Source organism: Pseudomonas sp. JZ114, assembly GCF_051027705.1.
Taxonomy (GTDB): Bacteria; Pseudomonadota; Gammaproteobacteria; order Pseudomonadales; family Pseudomonadaceae; genus Chryseomonas; species Chryseomonas luteola.
Genome location: NZ_CP069256.1, coordinates 1,737,603 through 1,756,928 on the forward strand (window position 1 = coordinate 1,737,603; position 19,326 = coordinate 1,756,928).

At 56.4% G+C, this 19,326-nt stretch carries 18 protein-coding genes; 14 read left to right on the top strand and 4 right to left on the bottom strand.

The annotated features are described in order from the left end of the window. Positions 1–61: 61 nt before the first annotated feature. Together JQR90_RS08145 and JQR90_RS08150 are read left to right on the top strand one after the other, a co-directional pair. Entirely contained in the window at positions 62–541 is a 480-nt protein-coding gene (locus JQR90_RS08145; RefSeq protein ID WP_010797947.1) for a chemotaxis protein CheW, read from the top strand. Then, entirely contained in the window at positions 541–939 is a 399-nt protein-coding gene (locus tag JQR90_RS08150; RefSeq protein WP_010797948.1) for a DUF2802 domain-containing protein, read from the top strand. Before JQR90_RS08145 ends, JQR90_RS08150 begins: the two co-directional genes overlap by 1 nt. Positions 940–1,063: 124 nt before the next feature. Here JQR90_RS08150 and JQR90_RS08155 read toward each other — a convergent pair whose 3' ends face one another. Next, on the bottom strand, positions 1,064–1,378 hold the full coding sequence (locus JQR90_RS08155; RefSeq protein WP_010797949.1) for an EscU/YscU/HrcU family type III secretion system export apparatus switch protein: 315 nt from the start codon (positions 1,376–1,378) through the stop codon (positions 1,064–1,066). Continuing rightward, entirely contained in the window at positions 1,375–2,901 is a 1,527-nt protein-coding gene (locus tag JQR90_RS08160) for a flagellar hook-length control protein FliK (protein ID WP_434140695.1), read from the bottom strand. The genes JQR90_RS08155 and JQR90_RS08160 overlap by 4 nt, the downstream gene beginning before the upstream one ends. A 143-nt stretch (positions 2,902–3,044) precedes the next feature. On the opposite strand from JQR90_RS08160, the gene ccmA reads away from it, so the two are divergent. The 12 genes from ccmA to pepN all read left to right on the top strand — a co-directional run bounded on the left by ccmA (position 3,045) and on the right by pepN (position 13,962). Continuing rightward, entirely contained in the window at positions 3,045–3,668 is a 624-nt protein-coding gene (gene ccmA, locus JQR90_RS08165) for a cytochrome c biogenesis heme-transporting ATPase CcmA (RefSeq protein ID WP_286788722.1), read from the top strand. Beyond that, positions 3,665–4,336: a heme exporter protein CcmB gene (gene ccmB / locus JQR90_RS08170; protein ID WP_010797952.1), complete on the top strand. Its 672-nt coding sequence runs from the start codon at positions 3,665–3,667 to the stop codon at positions 4,334–4,336. The genes ccmA and ccmB overlap by 4 nt, the downstream gene beginning before the upstream one ends. 12 nt (positions 4,337–4,348) lie before the next feature. Next, a complete protein-coding gene (locus tag JQR90_RS08175; RefSeq protein WP_286788721.1) occupies positions 4,349–5,110 on the top strand; it encodes a heme ABC transporter permease in 762 nt (253 codons plus the stop codon). Beyond that, complete coding sequence (ccmD, locus tag JQR90_RS08180; protein ID WP_019365132.1) at positions 5,107–5,283, top strand: heme exporter protein CcmD; 177 nt, start codon at positions 5,107–5,109, stop codon at positions 5,281–5,283. The genes JQR90_RS08175 and ccmD overlap by 4 nt, the downstream gene beginning before the upstream one ends. Then, on the top strand, positions 5,280–5,738 hold the full coding sequence (ccmE, locus tag JQR90_RS08185; RefSeq protein WP_010797955.1) for a cytochrome c maturation protein CcmE: 459 nt from the start codon (positions 5,280–5,282) through the stop codon (positions 5,736–5,738). The genes ccmD and ccmE overlap by 4 nt, the downstream gene beginning before the upstream one ends. 47 nt (positions 5,739–5,785) lie before the next feature. Continuing rightward, the gene (locus JQR90_RS08190) at positions 5,786–7,759 is read left to right on the top strand and encodes a heme lyase CcmF/NrfE family subunit (protein WP_434140696.1); all 1,974 of its coding nucleotides are present in this window, start codon (positions 5,786–5,788) and stop codon (positions 7,757–7,759) included. Next, positions 7,756–8,292 carry a DsbE family thiol:disulfide interchange protein gene (locus JQR90_RS08195; protein WP_434140697.1) on the top strand — a complete coding sequence of 179 codons (537 nt, stop codon included), beginning with the start codon at positions 7,756–7,758 and terminating at the stop codon, positions 8,290–8,292. Before JQR90_RS08190 ends, JQR90_RS08195 begins: the two co-directional genes overlap by 4 nt. Continuing rightward, positions 8,292–8,762, top strand: coding sequence for a cytochrome c-type biogenesis protein (locus JQR90_RS08200; protein ID WP_434140775.1), 471 nt, complete (start codon positions 8,292–8,294; stop codon positions 8,760–8,762). The genes JQR90_RS08195 and JQR90_RS08200 overlap by 1 nt, the downstream gene beginning before the upstream one ends. After that, positions 8,762–9,967: a c-type cytochrome biogenesis protein CcmI gene (gene ccmI, locus JQR90_RS08205; protein WP_434140698.1), complete on the top strand. Its 1,206-nt coding sequence runs from the start codon at positions 8,762–8,764 to the stop codon at positions 9,965–9,967. The genes JQR90_RS08200 and ccmI overlap by 1 nt, the downstream gene beginning before the upstream one ends. 122 nt (positions 9,968–10,089) lie before the next feature. After that, complete coding sequence (locus JQR90_RS08210; RefSeq protein WP_010797960.1) at positions 10,090–10,353, top strand: YeaC family protein; 264 nt, start codon at positions 10,090–10,092, stop codon at positions 10,351–10,353. A gap of 76 nt (positions 10,354–10,429) precedes the next feature. Continuing rightward, the gene (locus tag JQR90_RS08215) at positions 10,430–11,257 is read left to right on the top strand and encodes a DUF2797 domain-containing protein (protein WP_434140699.1); all 828 of its coding nucleotides are present in this window, start codon (positions 10,430–10,432) and stop codon (positions 11,255–11,257) included. A gap of 47 nt (positions 11,258–11,304) precedes the next feature. Continuing rightward, positions 11,305–13,962: an aminopeptidase N gene (pepN, locus tag JQR90_RS08220; RefSeq protein WP_434140700.1), complete on the top strand. Its 2,658-nt coding sequence runs from the start codon at positions 11,305–11,307 to the stop codon at positions 13,960–13,962. Between the two features lie 451 nt (positions 13,963–14,413). Here the strand turns inward: pepN and JQR90_RS08225 are convergent, their stop codons facing one another. Together JQR90_RS08225 and JQR90_RS08230 are read right to left on the bottom strand one after the other, a co-directional pair. Beyond that, positions 14,414–18,079 (bottom strand): AAA family ATPase, encoded by a 3,666-nt coding sequence (locus tag JQR90_RS08225; RefSeq protein ID WP_434140701.1) that lies wholly within the window; start codon positions 18,077–18,079, stop codon positions 14,414–14,416. After that, on the bottom strand, positions 18,076–19,314 hold the full coding sequence (locus JQR90_RS08230) for an exonuclease SbcCD subunit D C-terminal domain-containing protein (RefSeq protein WP_434140702.1): 1,239 nt from the start codon (positions 19,312–19,314) through the stop codon (positions 18,076–18,078). The genes JQR90_RS08225 and JQR90_RS08230 overlap by 4 nt, the downstream gene beginning before the upstream one ends. Between the last annotated feature and the right edge of the window lie 12 nt (positions 19,315–19,326).

A 19,326-nucleotide genomic window follows, 5' to 3' on the forward strand; every position in this document is an offset into this window, starting at 1 on the left:
GGATCAACCAAGGCGGGAAGACCGCCAAGACCGCCAAGGCGGTATCAACGAGGCTGGGAAAATGAAGAAAACGTCTGCACAAGGTTCCGAAGATCCAATCCTGCAGTGGGTAACCTTCCGTCTGGACAACGAGACGTACGGTATCAACGTCATGCAGGTTCAGGAAGTGCTGCGCTATACGGAAATAGCTCCGGTGCCAGGTGCTCCAAGCTACGTGCTGGGTATCATCAACCTGCGCGGTAACGTCGTGACGGTAATTGATACACGTCAGCGTTTTGGCCTGGACTCTGCCGAGATCACGGATAACACCCGTATCGTGATTATCGAGGCCGACAAGCAAGTCGTTGGTATTCTTGTCGACAGCGTGGCTGAAGTCGTTTATTTACGTCAATCTGAAATCGAAACCGCGCCAAACGTGGGTAACGATGAATCCGCCAAGTTTATCCAGGGCGTTTGCAACAAGAACGGCGAGCTGCTGATTCTTGTCGAATTGGATAAGATGATGAGCGAAGAAGAATGGTCTGAGTTGGAAAGTATCTAATGTTGGCAGCGTTGATCGTGCTGGTGTTCATTTGCCTTGGGCTGGCGGGTGCCTGCTTTCTGCTATGGCAGGAGCTTAAACGGCAGGCGTCAAAGCTTGCCCAGCATGAGGAAACAACCGAAAAGCGCTTGAGGGCTCTAGCCAAGCGGCTGGAAACCTATCAGGCCGGCACGGTCCGTATGGGGGAGCAATTGCATGAAATTAATGAGATGGTTGCACCCCTGCCTGACAGGCTGACCCGTATCGAACAAAGCGATCCGGCCAGCCTGTCGTTCAGTCAGGCTGCGCGCCTTGTGGGGTTGGGTGCCAGCGTCGATGATCTGACTCAGTCCTGCGGCCTTTCACGGGCCGAGGCCGAACTGATCAGTAAGATGCATAAGGCGCGTCAGCAATCCTGACAAAGTGCATCTCGCAAGCCTGCCACAGATCTTGTGTCATATCCGGCAGGCCTTGCATTTCTTCATTTCCCGGAAAGCCATCAGTCATGCACTGATGGCTTTTTTGTGCTCTCGATAAGATGTTTCAGCATTTTCCGGATAGCGCCGATAGGATGGGATCATCCTGCCTGCATGACAGGCTCTGCAGATGCTTGCCCTTCAGATACCAGGCGAACGCGATGATTTCGGCAATCGTGCGGTATAGCGCTTCAGGAATGGCATCGCCAAGCTCAAGGCGTGCCAGCAGGCGTACCAGGTCAGCGTTCTCATAGATAGGGATTTCGTGCTCTCTGGCCAATGCCAGAATGGCTTCGGCAAGATCTGCATCGCCTTTGGCTGTTAGGGTGGGAGCGGTCTGGCCGTCATAGACCAGTGCAATAGCCTGCTTCGAAGTACTCATGCGCTTTCATCTATCCAGCGTTCTTCAATGTGCGTGCGTAGTCCACGCACCGGTTTTCCCAGCGTGCATTGCAGCTCGCCTACCAGAAGCCCGGCCTCCAGCAATCGCTCCTTGAAATGCTCCAGCTCATGGGTAATGAGCGCGGCGGTTTCCTTCTGCTCGGCCCAGAACTGGCTCGAAAGCGTACCGCGAGCAAGTTTAGCCTCGACCTGCATATTGCCGAGCGGCTCAAGATCAAAGGCAAGGTCGAGCTTCCAGATGCTGTCACGCAGTTCGCCAGCGCTTTTGGAAGGGCGTTCCTCTTGCAGCTTGTATTGCAGACTGGTGATGCGCTCACCGTTACGCATGGGAAGTTCCCCTTGCCAGGTAAGCAGCATGGATCCATCCGGGTAGTGCTGTGTCTGTTCAACGCCAGACAGCTGATGAGTTTGCAGGCGTGATAGGGCTGCTGTTGCCAACTTGAGCAACTCTTCAAGTTCCATGCCTTCCTGCAGGAGCGAGCTAACTACCCGTGATGGCAAGGGAAAGCTCAACGCAGCATGCTTAGGGTTGCCTTGGCCCAATGCCGTTAGGGCATTGCGCAGGCTTCCTGGCAGGTTTGGCACGCCGGCTTGAGGAGGAAAAGTGGTCGAAGTCGTTGTAGTATGGCTCAGTTGACTGATCAGGCGGAGCAGGAGCGTCTTGTAATCCTGCGGCAGCCGTTCGGTCTCACCTGAAATAAGGTGTCGCTCCAGCAAAATGCCGCTTCGCTCGAACAGGGTTTTTACGACATCCGGGTTCTTGAGTTCTTCAACCTCGGGTACGGAGGCGAGCAGCTGACCAAGCGTATCGCGCAACACGCCGGGCGTGGCGGGCGAGTCCGTTAGTAGCGGCAGAGCTTGAAACAACTGGGCCAGCGAGCCTTGTCGTTGGAACTGAGCCGTCAACTGCTGTCCCAGCTCAATCTGATCGAGTCTTCCGCTGGAGGGCACCAGAGCAACCTGCTGTGCATCGCGTACCGCAACCGTTATCAGGCTGCCGGGCTTAAGGGCATTTAGCGATTCGATTATCAGTTGTTTGCCTGCAAGGGCACCGTTGAGCAATGTCACAACGGATTTGAAGGATATCTGCCCCTCAGAGGCGTCGGCTGGTTGACTGCTGACCACTCGCGTCTGCAGCAGGGTGCCTGGCGGAAGCGCTTTGGTATCCAGGCTTTTCAAAGGCGTCTCTGCCTTGGCCTCGATCTGTACAGCCAGGCGGGTAGACGATAACGCCATGATGTTTAGTAGCGAACCGGTTGGCAGGGGTGAAGTGCTTTCCGCCGGTAGGGTAAGTTGACGTCCATTGGCAAGCGTCAACTGCAGCAATAACTGAAAACTCTGCAGGTTCTGCTTAAGGGCAACAACTTGCGCCTGGGCTGTTTCGCCGGGCAGCAGAGGGCTTTCTGTCGGCAAGGTAATCCGCACGGCCGGCTCGGCGGGTAACGCTGCCCGCATTGGGACAACTGGGGCAGAAGCGGGGCGGATAGTGCCTATGTCAGCCATGTAGCCACTCTGATAGTTTCATGCAGTCGGTCGTCCAGGCTGGCGTGATGTGTATAATGCTGGCCAATTGACGGGCTTGGTCTTGTTTCCAGCCTACTATAGCGGCCGATTCCGTTCCGACTTGATGCCAATGGTTGCGTGTAGTGATACCCCCTTGTCTTGAAGCCGTTGCGCTCACCTGTGAGCGTGACGAGCGCGTGCTGTTCGAGCAGCTGGATCTTGTGCTCGAATCTGGTGAAATGCTGCAGATAATGGGGCCGAATGGCAGCGGTAAAACCAGTCTGCTACGTCTTCTGGCAGGGCTTATGGCTCCAACGGCCGGTGAGGTGCGTCTGGCTGGTAGGCAGCGACACGAGCCGTTCAGGCAGTTACTCTGGCTTGGCCATGCGACTGGAATCAAGGGACTCCTGACTGCCGAGGAAAACCTCACATGGTTGTGCGCCTTAAACAGGCCCGCCACTCGGGAAGCAATCTGGCAGGCTCTGGACAGCGTAGGGCTGTCTGGCTTCGAGGATGTTCCCTGCCATACGCTCTCTGCCGGACAACAGCGTCGTGTCGCATTGGCTCGCCTGTATCTTGGCCCTCCTGCCTTGTGGATACTCGATGAGCCGTTTACGGCTCTCGACCGCCAAGCGGTGGAGCATCTTGAGCGGCATTTGAACCAGCACTGTGAACAGGGTGGAGCAGTGGTGCTTACTACGCATCATCAAATGACGCAAACGCCGACGCGCTATCGCCAGCTAGAGCTAGGGCAGGGGGGCTCATGAGCGGGCTCTTCGTGCTTCTGCTTAAACGTGAAGCGCTACTGCTATGCCGACGCCCGGTGGAGCTGGCCAATCCCTTGGTGTTCTTTGCGATCGTGATTGCCCTGTTTCCCCTGGCGGTGGGACCTGAAAGCCAGCTGTTGAAAGAGCTGTCGCCAGGGTTGATTTGGGTCGCTGCCTTGTTGGCGGTATTGCTTTCACTGGACGGCCTGTTTCGTAGCGATTTTGAGGACGGCTCACTTGAGCAATGGGTGCTCTCGCCGCACCCACTCTTTGTTCTGGTATTGGCCAAGGTGATGGCGCACTGGGTGTTTACCGGGCTGGCGCTAATCGTGCTCTCGCCTGTCCTGGCGCTCATGCTGGGGCTTCCTGTCCAGTGTTTGGGGGTGCTGCTGCTATCGTTGCTGCTCGGTACGCCTGTGTTGAGTTTACTGGGTGCTGTAGGTGCAGCGCTGACTGTAGGGCTCAAGCGGGGCGGGTTGCTGCTGGCTCTGCTTATTCTTCCGCTTTACATTCCGGTGCTCATTCTGGGCAGCGGTGCATTGCAAGCCTCTCTTCATGGAATGCCCGCCGCAGGACAGCTTTTGTGGCTGGGAAGTTTGATGGTTTTATCGCTGACGTTCTCTCCGTTCGCTATTGGCGCTGGGTTACGGATCAGTGTGGGTGAATAATGTGGAACAGTCATGAAGTGGACGTTTTTTCATAAACTGGGCTCGCCCAAATGGTTTTACGAGATCAGTAGCCGGTGGTTGCCCATCCTGGCGTGGGCGGCGGCATGCTTCGTTATAGTAGGCATGGTATGGGGCCTGGTCTTTGCGCCGCAGGATTATCAGCAGGGTAATAGCTTTCGCATCATCTATATCCATGTACCTGCTGCATTTTTGGCGCAGTCGGGGTATCTGCTTCTGGCAATTGCCGGGGTAGTAAGCCTGGTCTGGAAAATGAAGCTGGCCGATGTCGCACTCAAATGCGCAGCGCCCGTAGGCGCCTGGATGACTTTTGTTGCGCTGGTAACCGGGTCGATATGGGGCAAGCCAACCTGGGGTGCCTGGTGGGTGTGGGATGCACGGCTGACTTCCATGTTAATCCTGCTGTTCCTGTATTTCGGCATCATTGCGTTGGGGCAGGCTATTTCCAATCGGGAAAGTTCGGCCAAGGCCTGCGCGGTACTCGCCATCGTAGGTGTTATCAACCTGCCAATCATTAGATACAGCGTTGAATGGTGGAACACCCTACATCAGCCTGCCACGTTCACGCTTACCGAAAAACCGGCAATGCCCATCGAGATGTGGCTTCCGCTTCTAATAATGGTGGTTGGTTTTTATTGTTTCTTCGGCGCTGTTGTCCTGATGCGCATGCGTCTTGAAATCTTACGCCGCGAATCACGAACGTCTTGGGCCAAGGCAGTGGTTGAAGAGAGCCTTGGTAAAAGGGGTAAAGCATGACGTTTCATTCGATAGGCGAGTTTCTGGCCATGGGTCATCACGGACCTTATGTGTGGTCAGCTTACGGAATCACTGCACTGGTCCTGATAATCAATATCGTGATGCCACGGCTGGCACACCGTCGTTATCTGCAGAGCGAAGCACGCCGCCTGCGTCGGGAGATGAACCCGTGAATGCTGTCCGTAAAAAACGTCTTTTGATCATTCTGGCGATTCTGGCTGGCGTTGGGGTCGCCGTGGCCCTGGCTTTGTCGGCATTGCAACAGAACATCAACCTGTTCTACACGCCCAGCCAGATCGTTTCGGGTGAAGCCCCCGTGGGCACTCGTATCAGGGCGGGCGGTATGGTCGAGCGGGGCTCTCTCCAGCGATCGGCCGACTCGCTCGATGTACGCTTCATCGTGAGTGATGGCGTTCAACACATTTCCATCAGGTACCATGGCATCCTGCCGGATCTGTTTCGCGAAGGGCAGGGGATCGTCGCGTTAGGCAAGCTCGATGCATCCGGTGTGCTCAATGCCGACGAAGTGTTGGCAAAGCACGACGAAAATTACATGCCGCCTGAAGTAACCAAGGCCCTCAGGGACAGTGGCGCCTACCAGCAGTTTAGTAACCAGAAGGGCAGCTGATGCTGCCGGGCTCTGCATTTTTGTTTTTAGTGTAATGCGAGAAATTCATGATTCCTGAACTAGGCCACCTGGCTCTGATACTTGCGCTGTGCATGGCTGTGGTCCAGTCGACGTTTCCCTTGCTGGGCACATGGCGAGGCAACCGGCAATGGGTGGGGCTTGCGCGGCCGGCGGCCTGGGGACAATTCGCTTTCCTTCTTTTTTCATTTGGCTGCCTGACCTGGTCATTCCTGACGAACGACTTCTCAGTAACCTATGTGGCGGAGAACTCCAACAGTCTATTGCCCTGGTACTACAAATTCAGTGCAGTCTGGGGTGCGCATGAGGGATCGCTGCTGCTATGGGCTCTGATCCTTGGCGGCTGGACGTTTGCTGTTTCCATCTTCTCCAGGCAATTGCCCGAAGACATGCTGACGCGGGTTCTGTCCATCATGGGAATGATCAGCTCAGGTTTCTTGCTGTTCCTGATCATGACGTCCAATCCATTCTCACGCCTGCTGCCCCAGTCGCCTGTGGATGGAAATGACCTGAATCCCTTGTTGCAGGATGTTGGGCTGATTGTGCACCCGCCTATGTTGTATATGGGCTACGTGGGGTTTTCCGTCGCCTTTGCCTTTGCCATTGCGGCCTTGCTGGGCGGGCGTCTGGACGCGGCCTGGGCCCGCTGGTCCCGGCCCTGGACGCTGGTGGCCTGGACATTCCTGGGTATCGGTATTGTCCTGGGTTCCTGGTGGTCCTATTACGAGCTGGGTTGGGGTGGCTGGTGGTTCTGGGACCCGGTAGAAAACGCATCATTCATGCCGTGGCTGGTCGGGACAGCGCTTATCCATTCGTTGTCCGTCACGGAAAAACGTGGAGTCTTCAAGAGCTGGACGGTATTGCTGGCAATTGCTGCGTTTTCCTTGAGTCTTCTGGGTACGTTCCTGGTTCGCTCAGGCGTGCTGACCTCTGTCCATGCGTTTGCTTCAGATCCCACCCGTGGGGTGTTTATCCTTGCCTTCCTTCTGGTCGTGGTAGGCAGCTCGTTAACCCTGTTTGCCCTGCGGGCACCTGTTGTTAAAAGTCAGGTTGGATTTGAGTTGTGGTCTCGGGAAACGCTCCTGCTGATCAATAACCTCATTCTGGTCGTAGCGGCGTCCATGATCCTGCTAGGTACGCTGTATCCGCTGATCATTGATGCGCTAAGCGGTGCCAAGCTGTCTGTTGGTCCGCCTTATTTCAATGCCCTGTTTGTACCGCTGATGGTCATACTGATGATTGCACTGGCAATCGGCGTACTGGTGCGCTGGAAGAGCACCCCTGTGCGCTGGTTGCAGGGCATGCTCATGCCAATACTTATTGTCAGCGTTGTTCTCGGCGTGCTGGCAGCGTTCATGCTGGGCGACTTTCATTGGGCGGTGCTGGCGGCGTGCTCGTTGGCGTCCTGGGTTGTACTGGCTGGCCTTCGCGATCTGCAGGACAAGACGCGCCATAAAGGTTGGCTCAAGGGTATTCGCAGCCTCGGTCGCAGTTACTGGGGGATGCAGGCTGCCCATCTGGGGCTTGCGGTGTCGGCATTAGGGATAGTGCTCTCTACCCAGTTCTCCGCTGAGCGCGACCTGCGCATGGCGCCAGGGGAGTCGGTCGAGCTGGCAGGTTATCACTTCATTTTCGATGGCACTCAGCATTTCGAGGGGCCTAACTTCAAGTCGGACTATGGCACTCTGCGGGTCTCGAAAGGCAATCAGAATGTTGCGGTTCTGCATCCGGAAAAGCGTCTTTATGTAGTACAGCGCTCGGTCATGACCGAGGCAGGCATCGATGCAGGGCTTATGCGTGATTTATACGTGGCGCTTGGTGAGCCGTTGGAAGACGGGGCCTGGGCAGTCCGCATTCATATCAAGCCATTCGTACGCTGGATATGGCTGGGGGGCGTGCTGATGGCGCTAGGTGGACTACTTTCCATGTCGGACAAACGTTATCGACTCAAGGTGCGTCAGCGTGCCAGTCGGTCCCTGGGGCTCAAGGAGGCGCAGGCATGAAGCGTCGCCTGGTTCTACTGATTCCACTCGTTCTTTTCCTTGCCATGGCTGGCTTTCTATTCAAGGGCCTGTATCTGAATCCATCTGAGCTACCGTCCGCACTGATCGACAAGCCATTGCCGGGGTTTTCATTGCCCGCTGTTGACGACCCCGGCCGAACCCTGACTCAGGTTGATTTTCAAGGCAAGCCAGCCCTGGTCAATGTATGGGGCACCTGGTGTGTCGCATGCCGGGAGGAGCATCCCGTTCTGAATACGCTCAAAGAGCAGGGCATCATCATCTACGGCATCAATTACAAGGACGATAATGCCAGCGCATTGAGGTGGCTGAGGGAATTCCACAACCCTTATCAGCTCAACGTTCGCGATGACAAAGGCAGCCTGGGTCTGGACTTGGGTGTATACGGCGCACCAGAAACCTATCTGATCGATAGCAAAGGCGTCATCCGCTACAAACATGTAGGCATTGTAAGCCAACAGGTGTGGCGTGATGAGCTGGCGCCGCGTTACCAGCAGCTCATGGAGGCGCCATGATCCGCCGGATAGGAGCATCGTTATTATTGCTGTTTATATGGATAGGCGTTGCACAGGCTGCCATCGAAACCTTCGCGTATACAAACGATGCCGAGCGCGAGCGCTTTCAAGCACTGACGCGTGAATTGCGCTGCCCGAAGTGCCAGAACCAGGACCTTGCCGACTCGAATGCACCCATCGCCGCTGATTTGCGAGGAGAGATTCATCGTCTGATGAACGAAGGTAAAAGCGATGAGCAGATCATCAACTATCTGGTGGCGCGATATGGTGAGTTCGTCATGTACAGGCCGCCTGTTGAACAGCGGACCTGGCTGCTCTGGTATGGGCCGGCTGCGTTTTTAATCTTAGGGTTCTGTATCATCCTGATCATCGTGCGACGTCGCCAGCAACAAACCTTGCCATCCAATGCTCCATTGTCTGCCGATGAGCAGGCACGCCTTGCATCACTTCTGAAAAAGAAAGATTTCTGATGATCGATTTCTGGCTCGCCATAGGGCTGCTGCTGCTCGTTGCCTTGGGCTTCCTCCTGATTCCCGCGATACGCCGTCAGCACGTTGCCTCTGGTAAAGACCGTGCCGCCGTCAACGTTGAGCTTTACGAGGAGCGACTGACAGAGCTCTCCCAGCAACACGCTGCAGGCCTGTTGACGGCTGCGCAGTGGGAGGAAGGCCGCTCCGAGGCAGCACGTGAACTGCTGTCCGATGCTGAGCAGGCAGGCAGTGATACCGGGGGTACCAAAAGCGGGCGCGCCGCACCGTTGATCGTGGCGTTGATCGTTCCGCTCGCCGGGCTGGGGCTCTATCTGCATTGGGGCGCCAGTGACCGGGTTGAGCTCACTCGAGAGTTCAGCCAGCCGCCGCGCTCCATGGATGAAATGACTTCTCGGCTGGAGCGGGCGGTTGCCGTCCAGCCCGAGTCCTCCGATGGCTGGTACCTGTTAGGCCGTACGTATATGAGCCAGGAGCGTTTCAGCGAGGCTGCTCATGCGTTTACCCAGGCAGTCCGGCAGGCCGGGCGTCAACCTGAGCTGCTAGGGCAGCTGGCGCAGGCGCAGTATTTTGCGGACGGTAAAGTCTTGACCCCGGAGGTCAAGACGTTGGCTGACGAAGCGCTCAAGGCCAATCCCAAGGAGGTGACTACGCTTGGGCTCCTGGGTATAGCGGCGTTCGAGCAGAAGGATTACGCCGGTGCAATCACTCATTGGCAAACCTTGGTCGATCAGCTGCCTACTGGTGATCCGTCCCGTAAGGCTATTCAAAGTGGTATCGAGCGGGCCCGGCGCTATATGGGCGCTAGCGGCGAAGCTGTATCTTCAGTCAGTGCTACTCAATCAGTTACCCTGAGCGTCACGGTAAGTCTTGATCCAGGCGTGAGCTCACGTGTCAAGGCGAGTGATACCGTGTTCGTGTTTGCCCGCGCTGTATCAGGGCCACCCATGCCATTGGCAGTAAAGCGTCTGACAGTAGCGGACCTGCCTGCCAGGGTATCGCTGAGTGACGCAGATGCGATGATGCCGCAGCTGAAGCTGTCAGGTTTTGATCAGGTTCAGCTGGTTGCGCGTATCTCTCGACAGGGAAATCCGACGTCAGGTGAGTGGGTTGCGCTTAGCAAGCCGATTGCGGTGAAAGATGCCCAGCCGCAGCAGTTGAAAATAACGCAGCCCGACGCCAAATAGAATATTTGCATGGCTTCTTGCAGGAGGGGCCATGCCTTGCCGGATGGCTGTGCGCAAGCATTCGCCTCCCGCTACACTTAAGCCTTTATTTGCCGGTATTTCTACTTAGCAGGAGCGGGAGCATGTCTACACCCTTTGCCCAGATGCTCGATAACATCACGCCGGAAATCTACGAGAACCTAAAACGCGCCGTAGAAATCGGTAAATGGCCGGATGGCCGCAAGCTGACGCGCGAGCAGGTCGAGCTCAGTTTGCAGGCAGTCATTGCCTATGAGGCCAGGCATGTCCCGGAGGACCAGCGAGTCGGCTACATGGGACCACAGGAATGCAGCTCAAAGTCCGAGCCGATTCCCAATCTTCTCTTCAAGTCCGACGCGATTCACTGATCTTCGCATCACCGCAGTTCCAAGCGCCGCGGCCCTACAGCCGTGGCGCTTTCATTTTAAAAGGTAGTGCAACACCATGACAGAGTTAGGGCGCGGCGCGCTAAGCAAGATGACGGTGTGCCTCGGCGAGCCCGTGCAGTATTCGTTTCGCCTGGGCGAAACAGAGGTTCCCGTCAATCCGCTGATTGGCGAAAGAATCCGTCTGGAGTACCTGGGTGAAATCCATTGCATCCATTGTGGCCGCAAGACCAAGAAGAGCTTCGGTCAGGGTTACTGTTATCCCTGTTTTACCTCCCTTGCCCAGTGCGATAGCTGCATGATGAGTCCTGAGAAGTGCCATTTCGAGCATGGCACCTGTCGCGAGCCGGAGTGGGGAGAGTCTTTTTGCATGACGCCCCATATCGTCTACCTGGCCAACTCCTCAGGGCTTAAGGTCGGTATTACGCGTGCCAATCAGATACCTACTCGCTGGATCGACCAGGGTGCTCATCAGGCGCTGGCCATCTTGCGTGTGGCTACCCGGCAGCAATCGGGTCTGGTGGAGGACCTTTTTCGTAGCCAGGTAGGAGACCGCACCAACTGGCGCGCTATGCTCAAGGGAGAGGCAGAGCAGGCGGACCTCGCTGCGCTGCGCGACCAGATTCTGGATGCCTGTGCGCAAGGGATGCACGTGCTTCAGGAGCGTTTTGGCCTGCAGGCGATCCAACCAATAGTCGACATGGAGCCGCTTCAGATTCATTATCCGGTTAAGGTGTATCCCACCAAGATTGTTAGCCACGATCTGGAGAAGACGCCTGTAGTAGAAGGCACACTGCTTGGTATCAAGGGTCAATATCTGATGTTTGATACCGGGGTCATTAATATTCGCAAATACACAGCTTACCAGCTGGCCGTGCATCATTAAGCCGCCGCGGTACAACCGCCGTCGTGAATTAGCATAAGGGTTACGTCATGCGCACCGAGCAACCGAAGACGATACATCTCAAGGACTATCAGGCCCCTGAGTACCTCATTGACGAGACGCATCTCACGTTCGAGCTGTTCGATGACCATACGCTCGTTCATGCCGAGTTGCATATGCGGCGTAACCCTGACCGAGGCGCCGGTCTGCCACCCCTTGTTTTGCAGGGGGAAGAGCTTGAGCTGTTGAGCCTGTCGGTCAATGCCGAGCCCCAGACGCCTAATGAGTATCAGATCGAGTCCGATCACCTGACGATCCAGCCCTGTGGCAACAACTTCACTCTCAGCACCACTGTACGCATCCATCCGGAAACCAATACGGCGCTGGAAGGCCTGTATACCTCTGGCAAGATGTTCTGTACGCAGTGCGAGGCCGAGGGTTTCCGCAAGATCACCTACTACCTCGACCGCCCGGATGTGATGAGCGTATTTACCACAACCATCAAGGCGGACAAGGTCAAGTATCCGATCCTGCTTTCCAATGGCAACCCGATTGCCAACGGTGAGGAAGAGGGCGGACGTCACTGGGCGACCTGGGAAGATCCCTTCAAGAAGCCGTCCTACCTGTTCGCGCTGGTAGCCGGTGACCTCTGGTGTATTGAGGATACATACACCACAGGAAGCGGACGCGACGTAGCCCTGCGGATCTATGTGGAGCCGGAAAACATCGGCAAGCTGCAGCATGCCATGGACAGCCTCAAGCGCTCCATGCGCTGGGATGAGGAAGTCTATGGCCGTGAATACGATCTGGATATTTTCATGATCGTTGCGGTGAACGACTTCAACATGGGCGCCATGGAAAACAAAGGGCTGAACATTTTCAATTCCAGCGCTGTTCTGGCAAGCCCGGACACTGCCACAGACGCCGCGCATCAGCGGGTCGAGGCTATCGTTGCCCATGAATACTTCCATAACTGGTCGGGTAACCGTGTCACCTGCCGTGACTGGTTCCAGCTATCCCTGAAGGAAGGCTTCACCGTATTCCGTGATGCCGGATTCTCCTCCGACATGAACTCGGAAACAGTCAAGCGTATCGAGGACGTGGCTTTTCTGCGGACCAATCAGTTCGCAGAGGACGCCGGTCCGATGGCACACCCGGTGCGCCCGGATTCCTTTATCGAGATCTCCAACTTCTACACCCTGACTGTCTATGAAAAGGGTGCTGAGGTGGTGCGCATGCTGCACACTCTGTTAGGTGCAGATGGTTTCCGCAAGGGGACCGATCTGTACTTCGAGCGCCATGATGGCCAGGCGGTCACTGTCGAGGATTTCGTCAAGGCCTTGGAAGATGCTAACGGCGCCGACTTCACTCAGTTCAAACGCTGGTACAGCCAGTCCGGTACACCGCGTCTGGAGGTGGCTGAAGCCTTTGATGAACAGGCCAAAACCTATACGCTGACCTTCCGCCAGAGCTGTCCGCCAACCCCTGGCCAGTCCACCAAGGAGCCGTTCGTAATTCCGGTCAAGTTAGGGCTGTTGGGGGAGCAAGGGCAAGAATTGCCGCTACGCCTTGCTGGTGAGACGGAAGACGCTGTAACAGATCGCGTGATTGCCGTAACCGAGGCTGAGCAGTCCTTTACGTTCGAAGGTATGAAGGAAAAACCGCTGCCCTCATTGCTGCGCGGATTTTCCGCACCGGTCAAGCTTAGCTTCCCCTATACGCGTGAGCAGCTGATGTTCCTCATGCAGCACGATTCCGACGGGTTCAATCGTTGGGATGCTGGTCAGCAACTGGCTGTACAGGTCTTGCAGGAGCTGATCATTCAACAGCAGAAGGGTGAGGTGATGGTACTCGACCAGCGTCTTGTCGAGGCGCTGCGCACGGTATTGGAAGACGAGCGCCTGGATCAGGCTATGGTGGCAGAAATGCTGACGCTTCCAACGGAGGCGTATCTGGTCGAGCTGTCTGAGGTCGCTGATATCGATGCTATCCATGCTGCCCGTGACTTCGCTCGTGATGAATTGGTTAAGGCGTTGTATGAGCCGCTGTGGAAGCGCTATCAGGCGAACCGCGAAACCTCACGCAATACGCCGTATGTTGCCCAGGCGGATCATATTGCTCGCCGCAGTTTGCAGAACATCGCACTAGGCTATCTCATGCTGAGCCGCAAGCCGGAAGTGGTTGCAGCGGCTCAGGAGCAGTTCGACAACTGTGACAACATGACGGAACGCCTGGCGGCGCTGTCAGCCTTGGTAAACTCCGACTTCGAGGCGGAGAAGACCGAGGTGCTGAAGCGCTTTGCCGAGCGCTATAAGAATGATCCGCTTGTCATGGACTCCTGGTTCAGTGTGCAGGCGGCCAGTTACCGTCCGGGTGGTTTGGACCGCGTCAAGGCATTGATGGGGCATCCTGCCTTCACCTTGAAGAACCCCAACAAGGTTCGTGCACTTATCGGAGCCTTCGCCAACCAGAACCTGATCAATTTCCATCAAAAGGACGGCAGCGGTTATCGCTTCCTGGCTGATCAGATCATTACGCTCAATGCCTTGAATCCGCAGATTGCATCCCGCCTGCTAACGCCGTTGACCCGCTGGCGCAAGTACGATGAAACCCGCCAGCAACTCATGCGTGGAGAACTGGAGCGGATCATGGCAAGCGGTCAGCTCTCGAGCGATGTGTATGAAGTGGTAAGCAAGAGCCTGGCATAACGTAAATGCTTGGGTAGCAGGCCTGAAGGATAGGCCTGCTACTTCCGGCTTATTTCTATAGAGTGGTGAGCAGGCGGGCGCTTTTCGTGATAGTTCGGAAGGGGCCGCTGCTTGCACGCTTCTGTCATGAGTGATGTTTGTTCTTTCCTGGCATTCTGGTCGCGCGGACTTTCCCTGGTGTCGCTCCATAACGCTTGGGTATCAACATGAGATACCTTTGCGCCAATCGGCGTACAGCTGACCCGTCAGCGGGGCTGATTGCAATCTGTTCGAAACCGCAAAAACCTGTAGGACATACGTGTAAGAAACGCTTCCTAAAGGAATCGTGCTTCAGTCACTGCTCCCGGATGTGCGCCCAGCGGATAGCCAGACGTTTGAAAAAAATAAAATGATCACGAGTGGCGCTCGGTTCGTGTGAGCGCCACTGGACGGTAATGCCCGGCAGCATGGCTTAGTCAATAAAGCGAGGCGTCGGCCCCTGGATTCTTAACGTACTCAATCCGTTGCCCTGTTTGCATACCTGCACCTGGACAGGAATACGCTCATGCATTTCCTGGACATGGGAAATGACAGCAACCTTGCGGCCTTGAGCTTGAAGTCCGTCTAATGCGTCCATGGCAAGCTGTAGCGAATCAGGGTCAAGGCTGCCAAAGCCCTCATCAATAAACAGCGACTCGATCTTCAGGTTAGTCGACGCCATGGAGGCGAGACCCAGGGCCAGTGCCAGTGAAACGAGAAATGTTTCTCCACCGGACAGAGAATGTACCGAGCGCAGCTCATCGCCCATTTCGGTATCCATAACCAAGAGCCCTAGCGCACTGCCGCCTCGCTTGAGCCGATAGCGGCGGACCAGCTGCTGGAGTTGAGCATTGGCATGCTGGATCAGCAGATCCAGATTGTAGCCTTGAGCAATCTTGCGGAAGGTATGACCATCGGCAGAGCCGATCAGCTCGTCCAGCCTGGCCCAGCGAAGATACTCCGCGCGGGCGCTCTCGATCGCGTTCAGCAACTCAGCGCTTTGTGTGCGCCGACGGTTGTCTTCAGCGATTTCAGCCCGTAGTTCGGCATGGCGTTCCTGAGAGGCCTGGTTGAGTTGGCTCAGCTCTGTCCAGCGCTGCTCCAGCGTCTCCGGCTCAGGAAGGTCGGCCCGCTCGGTCCGGTGGGCTGCCAGACGTTTTTCACGCTCTTGAACGACCACGTCAGCCTCATTGACAGCCCGTTCCAGGGTCTGCATCTGCCGGCGCAAGGCAGTGTGCTCACGGTCATCGATACCCAGCAGTCGAGTCAGCAGTGTCTCGTCAAGCGTACTGTGCTGGACCCGCCAGGCGTCAAGCTCGACGAGAAGTAGACGATGTGCGGAGTCCAGCTTTTGCGCTTCGCCTCGCTTGAGCTCAACAGTATGGCGTAATTGCTCATGGTTCAGATTGACCTCATTCCAGGCTTCCCTGGCTTGACTTTCTGCTTGGCGTGCCTGTTCAACGGATTGGTTCAATGCTTGTTGCCAGGCATGGGGGCTGGCATGTTCACCCAATGTTGTCTGAAGGCGCAGCTGACCGCTCGTCAATTGTTCTTCCAGTGTTGCCAGCAGACTGGAAAGCTTTTCGTGCTGCTGAAGTCTGGTCTGCTGTTGATAACGCTCACGCTCAAGATCGGACGTGCAGGTCGTCAACGTCTTTTCCAGCTCCTGTTTCCGTAGCAGGTGATGGTGTCGGGCTTCTATGAGCGCTTCCAAGCGCGTAAACGTAGGCTGGGGCTGCTGTTGCCAATGTTCCAGCCAGGGTGCAGGCAGTAGTGCAGTGAGTTCAGCCAGCTCCTGAGCGTGTCGAAGCTCATCCTGCTGGATGGCTTTCAGGTGTTCTTCCAACTCCCATGCGGCCTGCTGGCTACGCTCGCGGGCGGTTTGCCAGCGCTCCTGTAAGCCATCGATTTTTTGCTGGTGATTCAATAGGAACTGCAGGCGCGTTTCTTCGGTCTGGATGCGCTTGCTGAGTGCTGTCAATTGTTCGTTCAGCCAGAAAGAGCGATGCTCCTCAGGTTGGGCGAGAAGTGTCTTGCCTTCCGGGTGGCCTCGCAGCTGCTCATGTATTCCCAACTGCTGTGCGGTCAGCTGTTCTTCTTGCTGCTTGAGATCCTTGAGTCGTTCATTCAGACCGGCAACAGCGCTTCGTAGACCAATCAGGCGTTCGTACAGCTGTTGCACATGTAGTCGAGCCTGCTCTTCTTCCCGAGCTTCATGGGAGGCTATAGCCTTTGCCAGAACACTCTCCTGATGAAAAGGATGCTCCTGGCTGCCGCACACAGGGCAGGGCTCGCCTTCTACGAGTTGGGCACGCAGCTTTTCCACGCTTACGCTGCGCATCAGCCGTTGCCGCTCAAGTATGGCAAGGGTGACCTTGAGGTCGCGCTCGGCTTCGGCGTGCTCTGCAGCGGCGCGCTTACCCTCGGCTATGGTGTGGGCCCGCTCCTGCAAGAGCGCTGTCTGCTTTTCCTGATTACTGAGCCAATAGCCTTCGAGCTCTTCTCCTTGTTGCCAGAGATAGATGAGTCGTTCCAGTGAGCTGAGCAGGGGGCGGCTGGCCTGTTGCTGTTGCGTCAGCGCCTGGATTTGCTCGCTCAGGTTGCCTTCCGCGCCGGATTCCTGCTGGAGCGTCTGGATGGCTGTCTGATAAGTATCGGCCTCTTCCTGGGCTTTTTTTACAGCAGCCTGTAACTGGGGAATGCGCAGGCGGGACCCCGCCAAGCGCTCGCCGAGCTGCAGGTTCTGCTGAAGGCGAGGTCGGTAGGCTGACCAGGCATCACATAATGCTGACAGTGCCTCGCTTGCCTGAAGCTGTGTGGCTATCTGCTCCAGTGCCTGACGTTGCTCCACCTCGGTAGCCGCCAAGGCATTGATCCTTGCCAGGGATTCGCGTTGAAACGAGTCCTCTTGACGCCACGCCTCGCGGGTCTGCTGGACGTCGATCTTGAGGCGGCTGAGGTCGTTCTCTTCCTGAAAAGCCTGTTGCAGTGAATCGGCACTTTGATGCAGGGCTTCTTCCGCGGTTTGGCGACGGGTTTGAGCGTGCTGCTGGCGTTCTGTCAACTCGTCCAGGCGTTGTTCAAGCGCTTGTTTCTGCTGTTCAAGCTGTATGAGGTGGGCCGTCAGCTGGTCCATGTCATGCTCAAGCTGCGCCTTCTGCTGATAGCGATGACGCTGTGGTAGCAACTGATCAAGCCAATGAAGCGTCTGGCGCGCCTCTGTATGCTCATCGTGTTGCTGCTGCACTGTTGTACGCGTTGTCTGGGCCTGAGCAAGTTCCTGCTCCAATCGCTTCAAATCCCCTAACCAGCGCCGCTGCTGTTCGACCTCACCAAGCTCGGCCTGAATGCGGGTCAAAGCTTCCAGCGTGCTCTGGCATTGGGTTTCGAGTGCTGTGCGGCCAGCGTCGTCTAGGGGGCGGATACCACCTGCTTGCTGTTCCAGTTGATCAAGGGACTGCCGAGCCTGTTTCGCCCGTTCGAAGGCGCGTCGGCCAAGCTGGCTATAGATCGCAGTATCGGTCAATTTTTCCAAGAGTTCGCTGCGGCCGTTGTCGTCCGCTTTCAGAAAGGCGCTGAACTCGCTTTGTGCCAGTAGCACTGCGCGGGTGAACTGTTCAAAGGTAAGGCCCAGGCGCTGCTCAAGCTGGGTTTTGAATTCGGCTTTCTTGTCGGCTGCCAACAGCTGCTGCGTGTCCAGGTTCCGCAGGCTCTGGCGGCTGGGCTGCAGTTTCCCATCCGCTCTGTCTCGAGCGCGATTGGCTTCCCAGCGTGCACGGTAGCGATAACCGTCGATACCCAGGAAGTCCACTTCAGCATAGCCTGCACCGCTACCGCGGCGAAGAAGGGTACGTGGATCGCCTGTAGCAATTTCGTTATCGCCGTCTGGCACCTTGGCTTCCTTGCGCACATTGCTAAGGCGTGGCACTTCACCAAACAGCCCTAGCGAAAGGGCATCCAGCAGTGTGCTCTTGCCTGAACCGGTTGGGCCGGTAATGGCAAACAGGCCGGTGCTGGCAAGGGGTTCAGCGGTGAAGTCCAGCTCATGCGGGCCGGCAAGAGAGGCGAGGTTTTTCAGGCGAACGGCCAGAATCTTCATGCCTGTTCTCCCAGTTCGATGTCTTCAAGCAACTGGGCAAAATCGTCCAGTGTGGACGATTCTGGCATTTGCCCATAGGTATCCTGCCAGGCAAGACCGAAAAGCTCTTGTGGCGTCAGTTGCTCCAGCGCCACCAGCTCCGGCGACTCGCTGGAAGTACTGACGGCTCCCGCGTATTGCACGCCGATCCGTACGAGGCGCAGCGATTTTCTTTCAAGTGCAGACTCCAGCCGCTGCCGTAGATCGGGTTGGGGTGCGTCGAGTATGACTCTAACTTCGAGCCAGGGAGCCAAATGGCTTTCGGGTGTATTGAAGAGGTCGATTTCGGATTGGCTTTTGAGATGCTCAAGGATATCTGCCAGTGGTGCAGGGCCTAGGCGCACCATGTCCACGGCTCGCGGGATCCGAATGCTCTCGACAGTCTTGAGCGCGTCTCCTTCGAACTGAACATCAAGAATCTGGTGAGGATAGTCCACTTCCGCGAACGAGAGGGGAAGGGGAGATCCGCTGTACCGGATACGCTCCTGCTTGGCTACCTTTTGCGGCTTATGCAAATGACCCAATGCCACGTAGGCAATGCTTGGTGGAAACAGAGAGGCAGGTTGAGCTTCGGCATTACCAACAATAATATTGCGCTCTGAATCCTTCGATACCTGGCCTCCCGCCAAGTGTGCGTGGCTCATGGCAATAAGGGCCTGGCCTGGTGTGCGACGTGTTTCAGCGTGGGCAATCAGCTCTGCGTGTACCTTGGCGATACCCTCCATATAGGTACCATCACTTCCCCCCGTTACTTCTGCTGGTCGTAAAAAAGGCAGGGCTAGGCACCAGGCTCTGATCGCGCCGTTTGCATCGGTAAGCGGAACCATTAGCCGCCTGGCATCCAGCGAGCCGTCATCCAGCCAGAGCACTCGCCCTAACGCATGGGTCCGCAGGCTGCGCATGAGCGGAGCGGGGAGTTCGATCCGGGCTCCAGAGTCATGGTTGCCTGCAATCATCACCACCGTTAGGGTAGGAAGCGCCAGGTGTGCCTGTACGATAAAGTCATAGAGGCGCTCCTGCGCCTTGACCGGCGGGTTGATCGTGTCGAAGACGTCGCCAGCGATGAGCAGGGCATCGGGGCGGCGCGTCTTGAGTTGTGCCAACAGCCAATCGAGAAAACAGGCGTGCTCGAAGTCGCGATCCTGACCATGAAGGGTCTGGCCAAGGTGCCAGTCGGAAGTATGAAGAATACGCATGGTGTTCCTGTT

Excerpts from the sequence above, each read along its gene's own strand:
- JQR90_RS08145 (WP_010797947.1), top strand. The coding sequence starts at position 62 with ATGAAGAAAACGTCTGCACAAGGTTCCGAAGATCCAATCCTGCAGTGG.
- JQR90_RS08150 (WP_010797948.1), top strand. The coding sequence starts at position 541 with ATGTTGGCAGCGTTGATCGTGCTGGTGTTCATTTGCCTTGGGCTGGCG.
- JQR90_RS08155 (WP_010797949.1), bottom strand. The coding sequence starts at position 1,378 with ATGAGTACTTCGAAGCAGGCTATTGCACTGGTCTATGACGGCCAGACC.
- JQR90_RS08160 (WP_434140695.1), bottom strand. The coding sequence starts at position 2,901 with ATGGCTGACATAGGCACTATCCGCCCCGCTTCTGCCCCAGTTGTCCCA.
- ccmB (WP_010797952.1), top strand. The coding sequence starts at position 3,665 with ATGAGCGGGCTCTTCGTGCTTCTGCTTAAACGTGAAGCGCTACTGCTA.
- JQR90_RS08175 (WP_286788721.1), top strand. The coding sequence starts at position 4,349 with ATGAAGTGGACGTTTTTTCATAAACTGGGCTCGCCCAAATGGTTTTAC.
- ccmD (WP_019365132.1), top strand. The coding sequence starts at position 5,107 with ATGACGTTTCATTCGATAGGCGAGTTTCTGGCCATGGGTCATCACGGA.
- JQR90_RS08190 (WP_434140696.1), top strand. The coding sequence starts at position 5,786 with ATGATTCCTGAACTAGGCCACCTGGCTCTGATACTTGCGCTGTGCATG.
- JQR90_RS08195 (WP_434140697.1), top strand. The coding sequence starts at position 7,756 with ATGAAGCGTCGCCTGGTTCTACTGATTCCACTCGTTCTTTTCCTTGCC.
- ccmI (WP_434140698.1), top strand. The coding sequence starts at position 8,762 with ATGATCGATTTCTGGCTCGCCATAGGGCTGCTGCTGCTCGTTGCCTTG.
- JQR90_RS08210 (WP_010797960.1), top strand. The coding sequence starts at position 10,090 with ATGTCTACACCCTTTGCCCAGATGCTCGATAACATCACGCCGGAAATC.
- JQR90_RS08215 (WP_434140699.1), top strand. The coding sequence starts at position 10,430 with ATGACAGAGTTAGGGCGCGGCGCGCTAAGCAAGATGACGGTGTGCCTC.
- pepN (WP_434140700.1), top strand. The coding sequence starts at position 11,305 with ATGCGCACCGAGCAACCGAAGACGATACATCTCAAGGACTATCAGGCC.
- JQR90_RS08225 (WP_434140701.1), bottom strand. The coding sequence starts at position 18,079 with ATGAAGATTCTGGCCGTTCGCCTGAAAAACCTCGCCTCTCTTGCCGGC.
- JQR90_RS08230 (WP_434140702.1), bottom strand. The coding sequence starts at position 19,314 with ATGCGTATTCTTCATACTTCCGACTGGCACCTTGGCCAGACCCTTCAT.